Genomic DNA, 12682 nt, shown 5'->3' with positions numbered 1-12682 from the left:
CCGGAACTGCGCTACATTATCGATCCAACATGACTTTACCAACGTAGTGTGGCCCTTCCCATATCGTCCATTCGCCAATGCGAGAGAGTGTTTCAAGTTGTTCTGAGGATGAGATAACGGTAACTCTGGCTGAGATCGTTTCTCCCGGGGCGACCTCACCGTCAAAATGGAATTGCCCCATAAAGAATGTTCCGCTAGCCGGATCTTTATGGTTAGGTCGATAGCCAGAGCTGCAGGGAGTACGTCTCGCTGATTCAGCGCTTAAACATAGTCGTACCTGAAATACAGCAGTTTCATGTTCGTTCATCGCGACACCAGTTCAGAAAAATCGTTAACAGCTCAGCCAGATTACCGACGCCACAAAAGCCAATAAATTGCAGCTTCTCCGTTTTACAGAATATCCAGTCGCTGCCTTCTGGATGTGTACCACGACTTGTAGCTGTAAAAGGCTTATCAGCAAGTGAGGTTTCAGCCAGATCGATTTTTACTCTCCAGCCTGGGTTGTCCAGTGTATCGATGCTAATGCCGAATGTGTTCTCCCACTTCCCGTTACACTGCGCCTGATACCACCGTTGAATCTCCTGTAACTCGTTCATTAATCATTGTCTCATGAGTATTCAATATGGGGTTTATTCATGGTTTGCTGGTGTTTTAGCATCGGGAAAGATTTCCTGTAATTCCACTCGCTTGCAGATGACAAATCCAGAATCAAACACCAATGCTTTAACGTCCCTTTTCATTTCAACGGATGGAACGAAGTGGGTTGTAAGTACGCTGGATAATGCTTCTTGATAAGCATCCAGTAAGGGTTTAGGCCCCTGCGCGAGTAATCCATTGCCATTATTGCCGAATGTCGGCTCGTCCTGATGCCGATAAGCGTTGATATAGCGGCTCATTGGGCGCCAGTCGTTGAGCATGCGTGTGTGAACACTCCATACTCGCCCAAGTAGTTCGTAGCTTGATGCTGTTGCTGTGGTGGAATAGTACAAGCCACCTCTCGGCGCGTTGTAGTCCCACAATAGTGGATGCTGATCGGTAAAGGTCAGCTCGCCTGAACTAGAAGGTTGAATGTCATGTTCGACAACGCCATTACAGCAAATAGTGAAATGGCGCAGATAAGATTCATGTTGCTCGCAGTATACGGAGTAATTGTGTTGCTCGTCATAACGCCAGTTATCGCAGCAAAAATGAATCGTTAGCGTGTTTGCGTTGGTGTACTGCACGCTGGAAATATAGCCGTTTAAATCGTCGTATAGCGCATCGACTAGCTGTTCAATATCCATATTTTTTATCCTTTAAGCTGTGGATTCCCAGAAGAAGTGCAGGTATTCCTGTTCATATTCGGCAAATACGGATACCAGCATATCAGTGTCTGCCTCATACATCAGCAAAGCCCCGAGAAAGGGGGAATATGCTAAGGGGAATGCAGGAGGTTGTTTCAATTCGCTGCAATAATTCTCGACCAGTGTGTTAAATGTGGACTCGTCTATGCGTTTAAAATCAGCGTTTATCAGGTAGTTTTCGAGATTATTCGAACCCTCTGTCCATTCTGTATAAATCCAGAATCGCAGTCCGTTATCCATAGCTGCTTTCGGGGCTCTGCTTATACAAATACCCTGTTCAGATTCGACTGAAGTAAAATCTGCTGCGATATAGCGCTGTACAGAAAATCTGGGGTAAACGATATCTAATAATGTCGTTCCAGATCGGTTTTTCAGGAATGAGATTAACGCATCACGGTTAAACATGGTTAATCCGCATCCGATTTCTCGGAAGGTTTTCCTGCGGCCTTCCTCAGCTCCGTCACCGGCACGCCGCCGATCCCCCAGTTGTCCGTTTCGACTTCATCAATCACCACCACGGTGGTTTTGGGGTTTTTGTTTAGCACATCGACCAGTAGTTGGGTTACGCCCTCAATCAACTGACGTTTTTGTTCAGCAGTAGCGCCTTCATTGGTGATTTTGATGTTGACGTATGGCATGTGTTCTCCGGGATTAGGGTTGTGGTCGACGGTAAGGGAAGCAGAGCCCTGCCGCGATGAAAAGTGCTGCTGCGCTGCACAGAATGGCTGGTGCGACAGCGTTGTTATTCGTTAAGGCACTGGTGAGCAGCGGGCCAAGAATTTGGCCAATGCCGTAAGTGAGCGTCACCAGACCAAGTAGGTTGATGCTGTGTGGCACGCGTAACCGTTTGGCTAAGGGCATCACCAGCGACGTTGTTCCCATAAAGGTAGCACCAAAGCCGACACAGCTGAGTATTAACGCCGTGGGCGAGTGACTGAATAGCGTCAATAGGACGCATACGCCCTGAATGAGCAGGTTTGCCGTTAGGCAGGGCAACGTTCCCCAGCGACTGGCGGCCCATAGCCAGAAAAAACAGCCGGGAATGATGGCCAGCCCAACTAGCGACCAGAGATGAAGAGATACACGCGGCATACCCAGTGCCATCACCATCAACGGCAGGTAGGTGGCGATGATGATGTACCCGAATCCTGCAAGGCCATACAGCAGCGCAAGTCGCCTCCAGCCAAGCTGAGGCGGCTCATCACTATTCGCCATAGTTTGTGGTGCGACGCTGGATTTAGGCGGCGAAAGGATAAGTAAGGCGAGCAAAAGCAATGCTGAAAGCAGCGCGGCTCCCCACCATAATAGCTCGGCGGTGAGGGCATAATGCCGTCCGATGATGATGTATTCATTGCCTAACACGATCCCTACGCCTACTCCGGCGTAAAGCGAGGCGATAATGCGAGCCTGTCTGGTGTGGTGCAAAATGGCCAACGAGCCGAAGATCATCATCGCCGCACTGGCGATCCCGGCGAGGAAACGAATAACCATAACCAGTGTTGTGCTGGTGGTCATCGCCATCGCGAGAAGTAAAACGCCGGTTGCGGCGGCGGCGCTAAACAGCAAGAACATCGGTTGAGAGGCTGAGGTGCGGCGGCTGAAAGAGAAAAGCAGGCTGCCGAACAAATAGCCAGCGTAGTTCGCGCTGGCAATATAGGAAAGCTGGTTGAAGGTGAAACGGCCTTCTTCCAGCATCACGGGCAGCATCGGCGTATACAAAAAACGCCCAAGCCCCATACCTAATGCCAGCACGATCGTCCCGAAAAGAGCAAGCGTCAGCGTATCCGAGAGGGGAACCAGGCGGGGACGATCCATCATGCGACAACCCAAAGTACAGAGAACATATCGTTATCCTGCCCGTTTTCTCATCAAATAAAAGTGAATAGTCGTGAGCAGGTTGATGACGCAACGAGAACGTTTTGTGGCCGTGATGTGGAGGGAAGGGCACAGCTGATATACCACGCTCGACGCCATTGGATCGATTTTCTGATGTCGGGTTTTTTACTGCGGTCACGGCTAAGCGATGGTTTTACTGAACGCATCGACGGCAACAATCGCGTGGGTGACGTCTTCAGCCGTTATTCCCGTTGGGCATGCGTTTTCCTGCCCGTTTATGCCTGAATTAAAAGGGGATATGATGGCCCGGCTGTTATACATGAAATGAGTCCCTCCCACCATCGATCGTCGAGGTGTTTGCATGTCGTCTCCTATTGATATCGTCGAAAAGAAGCTGCTGTCCGACCACTGGTTTATCCTTCATAAATATGTTTTTGATTTAAAAAGAAAGAATGGCGGCGTAGTGCGCCAGATTCGTGAGGTTTACGACCGTGGTGATGGCGCGACGATTCTGTTGTACAACCGGGCGAAAGGCACGGTGATCCTGACGCGGCAGTTCCGCATTCCTACCTACGTCAACGGTAACGAAAGCGGCATGCTGCTGGAAGCGTGCGCGGGTTTACTGGACGATCATTCGCCCGAAGAGTGCATCCGCAACGAAGCGATAGAAGAGACCGGTTATGCGGTCGGCACCGTTGAGAAGCTGTTTGATGCCTATATGTCGCCCGGCGGTGTCACAGAACGGCTGCACTTCTTTGCTGCCGAATACGATGAATCGCTACGGGATAATTCGGGCGGCGGTGTAGAAGATGAAGATATCGAAGTGCTGGAATTGCCGTTCAGCGAAGCCGTCGCGATGATGAACGATGGTCGGATTAAAGACGGCAAAACCATCATGCTGCTACAGCACGCGATCATCCGCGGTTGGTTTGCCAAGGCGTAGCATGTTTTGCGGCACACGGGTATCCCCATGTGCCGCTTGATTTAGTGTGGTAACGCTTTCATTTTCGCGTAATTACATAGTGACGGTGTGATTATGGTTAATATTAGCTGAACAGCCTTTTTTTACTTTCATTTTTTATTTTATTTTCAATTGCATATGGTGTTTTTTGTTCTTATTTTGATCGTTTTTATCGGCTGGTATGGGCTTTATGGAAGGAAAATTTTCCTGAATTTTTTGTATTCAGATCGAATATTTAGTCATTTCTCTCCCTGTTGTGTGACCCGTATCACCGGATGAAAGAATGTAAGCGGTGTAACTCGTTGCTTCATTATGCAGTAACTCATATTCTCTCTTTACAAAAAGTAAAGAAGGACTGCTCTGATGAAGATCAAGAATAAAGTATCTACCCTATTTGCAGTTTCATTCCTCACGCTGGGTTTATCGAGTCATAGCCTGGCTGCTGAAGTCACCGTGTGGGCCTGGGATCCTAATTTCAATGTTGCGGCAATGCATGAGGCATCGTCGATATATAAAAAAGCTGACCCCAGTTTCAGTCTGAAAGTGATCGATTCAGGTAAAGAGGATATTGAGCAGAAACTAAATACCATGTTGGCTTCAGGGGTTAAAAACTCTCTTCCCGATATTGTGCTTATTGAAGATTATAATGCTCAGAAATATCTTCAGGCTTATCCTGATTCGTTTATCCCATTGCAGGATGCCATCGATTATAGCCAGTTTGCTCCTTATAAAACGAAAGTGATGACGGTAGGGAATAAGGTATACGGTGTGCCTTTTGATTCCGGTGTGGCGGGAATGTTCTATCGACTCGATTATCTGGAGGCTGCCGGATATAAAGAGAGTGATATGGTGAATATTACCTGGGATAAATATATTGAGATTGGTAAGCAGGTAAAAGCGAAAACTGGCATTGATATGCTGACCTACGATATGAACGATGTGGTTCTTCCTCATATTATGATGCAGTCCGGTGGAGAATGGTTCTTCGATAATCAAGGGCAACTCAATCTCACCAAGAACAATGCACTGAAAGAAACATTAAAAACGATTAAAGCGATTAATGACGCGAAAATTGCCCGTCCTATCTCCGGTTGGTCGAGTTTTGTCGGGAGTTTTAATGCCGGAAAATCGGCGAGTGTGGTTTCTGGTGTATGGGTGATTGGTTCCATTAAAAGCGCGGAAGATCAGAAAGGAAAATGGCGTGTCGCGCCGATCCCGCGGTTGAACCTCGATAAGGCGGTACATGCCTCCAATCAGGGGGGCTCAAGCTGGTATGTCTTAAAGGGTGGCAAAAATACGAAACAGGCGATTGAGTTTTTGCAGAAAACCTTCGCGGCGGATAGCAATATGTATCAAACCCTGTTGGTTGATCGTGGTGCGCTCGCCACCTTCCTTCCAGCCACTTCCGGCCCTGCTTACGCAGTGCACGATCCGTTCTTTGGCGGGCAAGCCGTGTTCGCTGATTTTTCTAAATGGGTGACTGAAATCCCACAGGTCTCCTACGGTATGTATACCCAGGAAGTGGATAACGCCATTGCTGCTGAAATACCTGCATTACTGAAAGGCGATTCTGTCGATGACGTTTTAAAACGCGCCGAAACGACATTAAAAAATCAGATTATGCAGTAGCGAGTGTGAGCTTGAGGGCGGGAAGCCCTCAAGCATTTCTCTCCAGAAATCGATGGTGTGATAATGATGTATAAACCTAAAATGAATAGGCTTTATAACATCAACGGCTGGGCTTTTGTCGCTACCGCTGTTGGGTTAATTGCCTTAATGACGATATACCCTATTTTCAAATCACTGTGGCTCTCTTTTCAGTCTGGCCGGGGTGTGGTGACTCAATTTGTTGGCCTGGGAAATATCATTCGTTTATTCAATGATCCTATGTTCAAAACGGCACTGTGGAATACGCTGACGTTTCTGGTAATCCAAGTTCCCATTATGATTTTATTATCATTGGCTATTTCTTCCTGTTTGAATTCGTCTCAGCTTAAATGTCGCCAGTGGTTTAGAATAGCGATCTTTTTACCCTGTGTGACCTCACTGGTTGCCTACTCAATTCTTTTCAAAAGTATGTTTGAGCTGGATGGGGTGATTAATTCATTCTTGCTGTTTATTCATGTTATTGACGATCCGATTCCGTGGCTATCCGATCCTTTCTGGGCGAAGGTGACCATCATTATCGCCATTACATGGCGTTGGACGGGATATAATATGATATTCTATCTTTCCGCGATGCAGAATATTGATAAGTCGATTTACGAGGCTGCCCGAGTTGATGGCGTCAGCCCGATTAAGCAATTCTTCTTCATTACGATCCCCTTATTGAAACCGGTTATTCTTTTTACCAGCGTGACCTCAACCATTGGTACATTACAGCTGTTTGATGAAGCGATGAATATCACGAATGGCGGCCCGGCAAATGCGACGCTGACGTTATCGCTTTATATTTATAACCTGTCATTCAAGTTTGTGCCTAATTTTGGCTATGCGGCAACGGTTTCGTACGTCATTGTTGTTTTTTCAGCAATATTGGCACTGATTCAGTTTAAAGCAGCACGGAAGGGATGAGATGAGAAAAAGTAACGTTAACAGCATACTCATGCATATTTTTCTCGTGTTGATGAGCATTTTTTCGCTTTTCCCTTTCTATTGGATGGTGGTGTCGAGCACGAATAGCACCAGCCAAATCAACATGGGGAAATTCACGTTTGGCGATCAATTACTGGTCAACTTTACCAATCTGACGAGCCAGGTGGATTTGGCGCTGGTGTTCTGGAACACGTCAAAAATTGCGTTGATCAGTACGGTGTCAACGCTTGTCGTGTGCTCTATCGCAGGCTATGCGTTTGAAATTTATGCCAGCAAGAATCGTGAACGTGTCTATGTGGCGCTATTAACGACGATGATGATCCCGTTCGCGGCGTTAATGATCCCGCTCTTCACCATGTTTGGTAAGGCTGGCTTACTGGATACACACTTTGCCGTGATCATGCCGACAGTGGCTGGGGCCTTTATTATTTTCTACTTTAGGCAGTGTACTAAAACGTTCCCGAGAGAGTTGATTGATGCTGCGCGAGTGGAAAGCGTCGCTGAGTGGAAAATTTTCCTGTACGTCTACGTGCCGATTATGCGTGCGAGTTATTCCGCTGCTTTTATTATTGTTTTCATGACGTCGTGGAATGCCTTTCTCTGGCCGCTTATTGTCCTTCAATCTAATGAATTAAAAACGATCAATCTGGTGCTATCGAGTTTTGCTTCCGCTTATTCTCCAGATTTCGGATTGATTATGGTTGGAACGGTTATTTCTACACTTCCCAGTTTACTTATCTTCTTTGCCATGCAGAAGCAATTTATCGCCAGCATGACGGGAGCGGTAAAGTAATACGCTCTCAATGGAAAATTAAAGTTTGAGGTTCACATGGCTGATATTTTACTAAAAAATATAGTGAAGCGTTACGATAAGACGGAGACGATCCATCGTATCAATCTTGAAATTAATTCTGGCGAGTTTGTGGTATTCGTTGGCCCATCGGGATGCGGTAAATCGACGTTGCTGAGAATGATCGCCGGACTGGAAGAGATCACGGATGGCGAAATTCATATTGATAACCGTTTAGTTAACCATTTTGATCCCGCAGAGCGAGGGATTGCGATGGTTTTCCAATCCTATGCGCTGTACCCGCATATGACCGTGGCTGAAAACATGGGATTTGGGTTAAGAATGAATGGGCACCCCAAAGCCGAAGTCGAAAAAATGGTGCGTAAGGCGGCGATGACGCTTCAGCTCGAAGGATTGTTGGATCGTACTCCGAAACAACTGTCGGGTGGTCAACGCCAGCGCGTTGCGATTGGGCGTGCCATTGTACGCGACCCTAAAGTGTTCTTATTCGATGAGCCGCTATCAAACCTCGACGCCGAATTACGCGTGGAAATGCGTTTGCAGATTGCCCGGCTGCACCAGGAAATGCGTAACACCATGATCTATGTGACGCACGACCAGGTGGAAGCGATGACGCTGGCGGATAAAATCGTGGTGTTGAACAAAGGATATATTGAGCAGGTTGGCACACCGATGGAGCTCTACCATAAGCCAGAGAATCTGTTTGTTGCCGGTTTTATCGGTTCGCCGAATATGAATTTTCTACCAGGTGAAGTGTTACAGGTCGAAGGGAATAACGTGAGCATCTTGATCAATCAGCTCAATACACTTTCCGTTAATCTTGCCCACCACGGCTTGCACACCGATCAGAAAATTACCGTGGGTATTCGTCCTGAGCACCTGAGTATTGATCCGAATGGCGGAGATGTCAGCTTGTCGATCAATAGTGAGGTCACTGAAAGGCTGGGTAATGCCACGTATATTTTTGGGGCTTACTCTGGTGTGAGCCATTTCAAGGTGCATTTGTCGGGTGACAACAGTATTGCGCCTTACTCAACGATTCCGCTGACATGCCGTAGTGAAAATTTGCATTTCTTTGATGAAAACGGAAAACGAATTAATTAAAAAATAAATGTCTGTCATGGTGAGAATAACGCCATATAAAACGGTATGCAGAATAAGTGAAAAATCAGGAAATTAGCCAAGCAGCCATTAATATTGGCTGCTTGGCTTCTTATGTGAGATTTATTTCTATAAATCTCGCACGCTATTCTTGAATCTGTACCTGGGTATTTATGTCATCAATACCATTTAAGAGTGTTACCTCAAGGAGAAATGAATGAAAAAGAATAATTATTCAGGAATGATCTCTGTATTGTTAATGCTATTTATAGGGTTCATGGCAACCAGTCTGGCTAAAGCGGCACAGCCGTTTGCTTATGGCGCAGATATTGGTTGGGTAAAGCAATTGGAAGATCGGGGAGTCACCTGGCGTGACGATACCGGAGCCCAGCGTGATGTATTGCAGATCTTACGCGATCACGGCATAAACGCTGTACGGTTGCGTATTTTTGTTAACCCCGATCCCAGTGCGCTATGGCATAAAGATAATACGACCTGGACGCTGCTCGGCTATACGGATAAAACTCGTGTGGTAGCAGCCGCACAGCGTGCGAAAGCGATGGGAATGCGCGTCATGGTGGATTTCCACTACAGCGATGTTTTCGCGGATCCTGGTCATCAAATCAAGCCTGCTGCGTGGGCGAATTACAATCTTAGCCAATTAACGACGGCCGTTTATAATCACACTCATGAGGTGATGGGTGCGTTGATATCCGCAGGCGTGACGCCTGAATGGGTGCAGGTCGGCAACGAAATGAACCCGGGAATTTTACTACCGGAAGGCAGTACCAGTCGGTTTGCCAATTTAACGCAGCTACTGAATGCGGGCTATGATGCAGTTAAAGCGGTCAGCCCTTCCTCTAAGGTGATCAGCCATTTGGCGCATGGGAATAATAATTCAAACGCTCGCTGGTTTTTTGACAACTTCCTCACCACGCACGGTGGGAAAACCGATGTGATTGGCTTTTCATTCTACCCCTATTGGGAGGGGAAAAATTATTGGGAGCTCACTGGCGCACTGGCTAGCAATCTCAATGATATGGCGAGCCGCTATGGTAAAGAAGTCATGGTTGTTGAAGTTGGCGGACTGGAAACTAACCCGACAGACAGTTACTGGACGATTAGGGATACGATTAATCTGGTTAAAGCGGTGCCGGGAAATAAAGGGATTGGGGTTTTTTATTGGGAACCTGCGGGTAATGCCAGCGTGTTGCCGGATGGCTATGCATTAGGGGCGACGACGCGCATTTCAAACAATGTATTGCAATTTACCCGGGCACTGGACGCGTTTGCTGAATCGCAAATCAATTTTATTAACGGAACACGCTATAAGATCGCGAATCGGCACAGCGGTAAATCGCTCAATGTCGTGGGTGGTTCGCATGAAGATAGCGCATGGCTTGAACAATACAGCGATGGCAACTGGGACAGCCAGCGTTTTTATTTTAACGCGATTGGTAATGGTTATTTTAATCTGGTGAATGTTAATAGTGGAAAGTACATCGATATTGCCTCCAGTGCCAATGATGAAGGGGCGCAAATTATCCAAATGTATAACACCGGCCATTTTAGCCAGCAATGGCTGATTTTAGACGCGGGTGATGGCTATTATAAAATCGTGAATAGAAATAGCAGAAAGCTTTTGGATATTAGCAGCCGTTCGACGGAGAATGGCGCATCCGGTATTCAATGGAATGATAACGGAGGATGGAATCAGCTGTGGAAAATAACCGCTAATTGATGCTTTCTGGCCGCTGATTCATAAGGGTAGGGAAAAGGTCAGAAATAGCAGAGACGTATTATAAACGGACATTGTTATATCGTGCTGAGTGTGAAGCTTTCGCGCCAGACCATCTCATAACCAACCTGTACGTGTTTTTTATAATAGCGTCCCGCTACCAGCTCTAAAAATAGATCGACGGCGGCTTCGCCCATTTCAGTAGGGTAGAGCCGCATTGTCGTCAAGCTGGGGTTGAGATGCTGTGCCGTGGGGATATCATTCATCCCGATCACTTTTATTTGCCTGGGAATGGCAATGCCTTTCTCTTGAATCGCCCGGTACACGCCAATCGCGATAATGTCCGTTGCGGCGAACACGACATCAGGCCACTCTTTGTGTTGCAGCAATTCATTCATCGCTTGATAGCCGGACTCAATACAGAATAGCTGGCTGACCTTGCATCGCGACTCGTGGTAGATACCGTATTGTTGGGTTATCTCTTGAAATACATGCAGTCGGCTCTCATTGTTCCCGATAAATGCGGGGCGCTGAGCGCCGCTCTTAACAATGTAATGTAATACTTCGCGTGCAGCCGCTTCCCGATCAAAAAGCACGGCATCACATTTTTTATCGAGGGGCGCAGAATCGATAAAGATCAGGTTTTTATTTAATGAATAGATTAAGGCGATATCGCTATCGCTAAAGTGCCCTACGCAAATGATCGCCTGCGCCTGAGCTAAAGTATGGCTGTTGGAAGATAAATTGGTGGTGAAGAAATTGCGTAGCGAAATATTAAAATGGTGGCAGCGGTTTTCTATACCAATACGCATGGCGGTGAAATAAGGGTCGTTGAGTTCTTCTGAGGGCGTAAGAAAATGGACGACAGCGAGGTTTAATACGTTGTCATTATCCATTTTGAAATGAGAGCGTACCACAAGCGAGTTCTCTAACCTTTTTTTCTGCTGCTTACGCTGTGTGGGCGATAAATATGCCAGCTCATGGGCAATTTTCTTGATGAGTTGACGCTTTTCTTTGGTGATGGACAGGCTGGGATCGTTATTCAGCACGCGAGAAACGGTTGAGGCTGCCACTCCGGCTTTTTGAGCGATATCTGTAATCGTTGCCACAAAAATTTTCCATAATTTGCCTATGAGGCTGATAGTAGCCAATGCCTTATGGATTGAACATGCCCAGTAACCAAAAATGCGATAAAACCTTCAGTAATCGCCGTGTCACCCGCGTGGGCTGTATCCTGTCCCGACGGGCTGTCAGGGATGGGTTCTTGTGCCTGTTGTACTTGTGAGGTCATCAGAACGACGACGTGCCGCAGCGGTAGGAAAACCACTTATCAATCTATCGCCTGGTGGAAGCGCTTTATTGTTCCGGGGTGATGCGGACGATATGAATAATCAGGTACAGCATTTCATCGTTAGAGATGTCGATGTTGAGCAGGTTGTGAATATAGTCTTTGATCAGTCGGCTACATTTGTACGCATCAGGGTACTCTTTGGTCACCTGTTCAAAAATAAAGTCATCATTGGAGTGAATCAGGCTATTTTCTAACAGACGCTGAATGAAGAATTGCATGTGCGTCAGGAAGCGAGAGTAGTTAATCGACTCTTTATCAATCACGATATGGAAGTTGTACTGAATGATATTAAAGATATCTTTCAGCATTTTGACCGACTGGAGCGTGTTCTCCATATTCTGGACATCGGTTTGGGCGTTGACCAAATGGAAAGCGATATTGCCCGCTTCTTCTTCGGGTAATTCCAGATTCATTTGCTGGTTAATGTCGCTGAGCGCCCGTGAGGCAATCGCAAACTCCTGCGGATAAAATCGTTTTACTTCATACAGCAGACGGTTTTGTATGCTGATGCCTTTGCGGTAACGCTCAATCGCAAAGCTGATGTGGTCGATCAGCGTAAAAAAGACCTGTTCGCTCAAGCGACCATGGAGTTGTCGATTCGCATCGTCAATAATCTTATTCACGATGTGAACATATTCTTCCCCGACGTGCTCAATCAGGCGGGCAAATTCGCGTGGCGATGTCCCATCCTTGAGAATAAAGGTCTTCTCAATTTTGGCCGGATCGAGAATATCGCCGGTTTTGCTGTTAAAACCGATCCCTTTCCCCATGACAATGATTTCGTTGTTATCTGCATCGGAAGATAACACCAGGCTATTGTTCAGTATTTTTATTGCTTTTATCGGTTCAGCCATCATGCGTTTCTTGAGTGATATCCGTGGGAGCGTCAGTAAAATAATAACCCATTTCTTCTCTTTCAGGTTGCGGGGGCGTTTTCCCGCAACAT

At 46.7% G+C, this 12682-nt stretch carries 15 protein-coding genes; 6 read left to right on the top strand and 9 right to left on the bottom strand.

The window, feature by feature from the left end:
* Positions 1-16: 16 nt before the first annotated feature.
* The 7 genes from WCT94_RS01505 to WCT94_RS01475 form a co-directional block, all read right to left on the bottom strand.
* Positions 17-181, bottom strand: a complete 165-nt coding sequence (locus WCT94_RS01505) for a hypothetical protein (protein ID WP_336867502.1) — start codon at positions 179-181, stop codon at positions 17-19.
* Between the two features lie 112 nt (positions 182-293).
* Positions 294-596, bottom strand: coding sequence for an immunity 53 family protein (locus WCT94_RS01500; protein ID WP_336867501.1), 303 nt, complete (start codon positions 594-596; stop codon positions 294-296).
* 33 nt (positions 597-629) lie between these two features.
* Entirely contained in the window at positions 630-1283 is a 654-nt protein-coding gene (locus WCT94_RS01495) for a hypothetical protein (RefSeq protein WP_336867500.1), read from the bottom strand.
* A gap of 12 nt (positions 1284-1295) precedes the next feature.
* Positions 1296-1748: a hypothetical protein gene (locus WCT94_RS01490; RefSeq protein ID WP_336867499.1), complete on the bottom strand. Its 453-nt coding sequence runs from the start codon at positions 1746-1748 to the stop codon at positions 1296-1298.
* A gap of 2 nt (positions 1749-1750) precedes the next feature.
* The gene (locus WCT94_RS01485) at positions 1751-1981 is read right to left on the bottom strand and encodes a 4-oxalocrotonate tautomerase family protein (RefSeq protein ID WP_336867497.1); all 231 of its coding nucleotides are present in this window, start codon (positions 1979-1981) and stop codon (positions 1751-1753) included.
* Between the two features lie 13 nt (positions 1982-1994).
* On the bottom strand, positions 1995-3161 hold the full coding sequence (locus tag WCT94_RS01480) for an MFS transporter (protein ID WP_336867495.1): 1167 nt from the start codon (positions 3159-3161) through the stop codon (positions 1995-1997).
* A gap of 198 nt (positions 3162-3359) precedes the next feature.
* Positions 3360-3542, bottom strand: a complete 183-nt coding sequence (locus WCT94_RS01475; protein ID WP_336867493.1) for a hypothetical protein — start codon at positions 3540-3542, stop codon at positions 3360-3362.
* On the opposite strand from WCT94_RS01475, the gene nudK reads away from it, so the two are divergent.
* The 6 genes from nudK (at position 3541) to WCT94_RS01445 (ending at position 10388) form a co-directional block, all read left to right on the top strand.
* Positions 3541-4122 (top strand): GDP-mannose pyrophosphatase NudK, encoded by a 582-nt coding sequence (nudK, locus tag WCT94_RS01470; protein ID WP_336867491.1) that lies wholly within the window; start codon positions 3541-3543, stop codon positions 4120-4122. The two genes, WCT94_RS01475 and nudK, sit on opposite strands and share 2 nt — an antisense overlap.
* A gap of 381 nt (positions 4123-4503) precedes the next feature.
* Complete coding sequence (locus WCT94_RS01465) at positions 4504-5769, top strand: ABC transporter substrate-binding protein (RefSeq protein ID WP_336867490.1); 1266 nt, start codon at positions 4504-4506, stop codon at positions 5767-5769.
* A gap of 63 nt (positions 5770-5832) precedes the next feature.
* The gene (locus tag WCT94_RS01460) at positions 5833-6714 is read left to right on the top strand and encodes a carbohydrate ABC transporter permease (protein ID WP_336867489.1); all 882 of its coding nucleotides are present in this window, start codon (positions 5833-5835) and stop codon (positions 6712-6714) included.
* A 1-nt stretch (position 6715) separates the two neighbouring features.
* On the top strand, positions 6716-7528 hold the full coding sequence (locus tag WCT94_RS01455; protein ID WP_336867488.1) for a carbohydrate ABC transporter permease: 813 nt from the start codon (positions 6716-6718) through the stop codon (positions 7526-7528).
* A gap of 36 nt (positions 7529-7564) precedes the next feature.
* Positions 7565-8650: an ABC transporter ATP-binding protein gene (locus tag WCT94_RS01450; RefSeq protein WP_336867487.1), complete on the top strand. Its 1086-nt coding sequence runs from the start codon at positions 7565-7567 to the stop codon at positions 8648-8650.
* Positions 8651-8864: 214 nt separating this feature from the next.
* Positions 8865-10388 carry a glycosyl hydrolase 53 family protein gene (locus tag WCT94_RS01445; RefSeq protein WP_336867485.1) on the top strand — a complete coding sequence of 508 codons (1524 nt, stop codon included), beginning with the start codon at positions 8865-8867 and terminating at the stop codon, positions 10386-10388.
* Between the two features lie 74 nt (positions 10389-10462).
* On the opposite strand, the gene WCT94_RS01440 is transcribed toward WCT94_RS01445, so the two are convergent.
* Positions 10463-11494 (bottom strand): LacI family DNA-binding transcriptional regulator, encoded by a 1032-nt coding sequence (locus WCT94_RS01440; RefSeq protein WP_336867484.1) that lies wholly within the window; start codon positions 11492-11494, stop codon positions 10463-10465.
* A gap of 247 nt (positions 11495-11741) precedes the next feature.
* Positions 11742-12590 carry a BglG family transcription antiterminator LicT gene (licT, locus tag WCT94_RS01435; protein WP_120358283.1) on the bottom strand — a complete coding sequence of 283 codons (849 nt, stop codon included), beginning with the start codon at positions 12588-12590 and terminating at the stop codon, positions 11742-11744.
* Positions 12591-12682 lie beyond the last annotated feature (92 nt).

The sequence above is a fragment of the Pectobacterium sp. 1950-15 genome (genome assembly GCF_037136835.1).
Classification (GTDB): domain Bacteria; phylum Pseudomonadota; class Gammaproteobacteria; order Enterobacterales; family Enterobacteriaceae; genus Pectobacterium.
Note: the sequence above shows the minus strand (reverse complement) of the source record. Positions and strands in the feature narration are given on the sequence as shown.

Excerpts from the sequence above, each read along its gene's own strand:
- WCT94_RS01460 (WP_336867489.1), top strand. The coding sequence starts at position 5,833 with ATGATGTATAAACCTAAAATGAATAGGCTTTATAACATCAACGGCTGG.
- WCT94_RS01505 (WP_336867502.1), bottom strand. The coding sequence starts at position 181 with ATGGGGCAATTCCATTTTGACGGTGAGGTCGCCCCGGGAGAAACGATC.
- WCT94_RS01465 (WP_336867490.1), top strand. The coding sequence starts at position 4,504 with ATGAAGATCAAGAATAAAGTATCTACCCTATTTGCAGTTTCATTCCTC.
- WCT94_RS01490 (WP_336867499.1), bottom strand. The coding sequence starts at position 1,748 with ATGTTTAACCGTGATGCGTTAATCTCATTCCTGAAAAACCGATCTGGA.
- WCT94_RS01475 (WP_336867493.1), bottom strand. The coding sequence starts at position 3,542 with ATGCAAACACCTCGACGATCGATGGTGGGAGGGACTCATTTCATGTAT.
- WCT94_RS01495 (WP_336867500.1), bottom strand. The coding sequence starts at position 1,283 with ATGGATATTGAACAGCTAGTCGATGCGCTATACGACGATTTAAACGGC.
- WCT94_RS01480 (WP_336867495.1), bottom strand. The coding sequence starts at position 3,161 with ATGATGGATCGTCCCCGCCTGGTTCCCCTCTCGGATACGCTGACGCTT.
- nudK (WP_336867491.1), top strand. The coding sequence starts at position 3,541 with ATGTCGTCTCCTATTGATATCGTCGAAAAGAAGCTGCTGTCCGACCAC.
- WCT94_RS01455 (WP_336867488.1), top strand. The coding sequence starts at position 6,716 with ATGAGAAAAAGTAACGTTAACAGCATACTCATGCATATTTTTCTCGTG.
- licT (WP_120358283.1), bottom strand. The coding sequence starts at position 12,590 with ATGGCTGAACCGATAAAAGCAATAAAAATACTGAACAATAGCCTGGTG.
- WCT94_RS01445 (WP_336867485.1), top strand. The coding sequence starts at position 8,865 with ATGAAAAAGAATAATTATTCAGGAATGATCTCTGTATTGTTAATGCTA.
- WCT94_RS01485 (WP_336867497.1), bottom strand. The coding sequence starts at position 1,981 with ATGCCATACGTCAACATCAAAATCACCAATGAAGGCGCTACTGCTGAA.
- WCT94_RS01500 (WP_336867501.1), bottom strand. The coding sequence starts at position 596 with ATGAACGAGTTACAGGAGATTCAACGGTGGTATCAGGCGCAGTGTAAC.
- WCT94_RS01450 (WP_336867487.1), top strand. The coding sequence starts at position 7,565 with ATGGCTGATATTTTACTAAAAAATATAGTGAAGCGTTACGATAAGACG.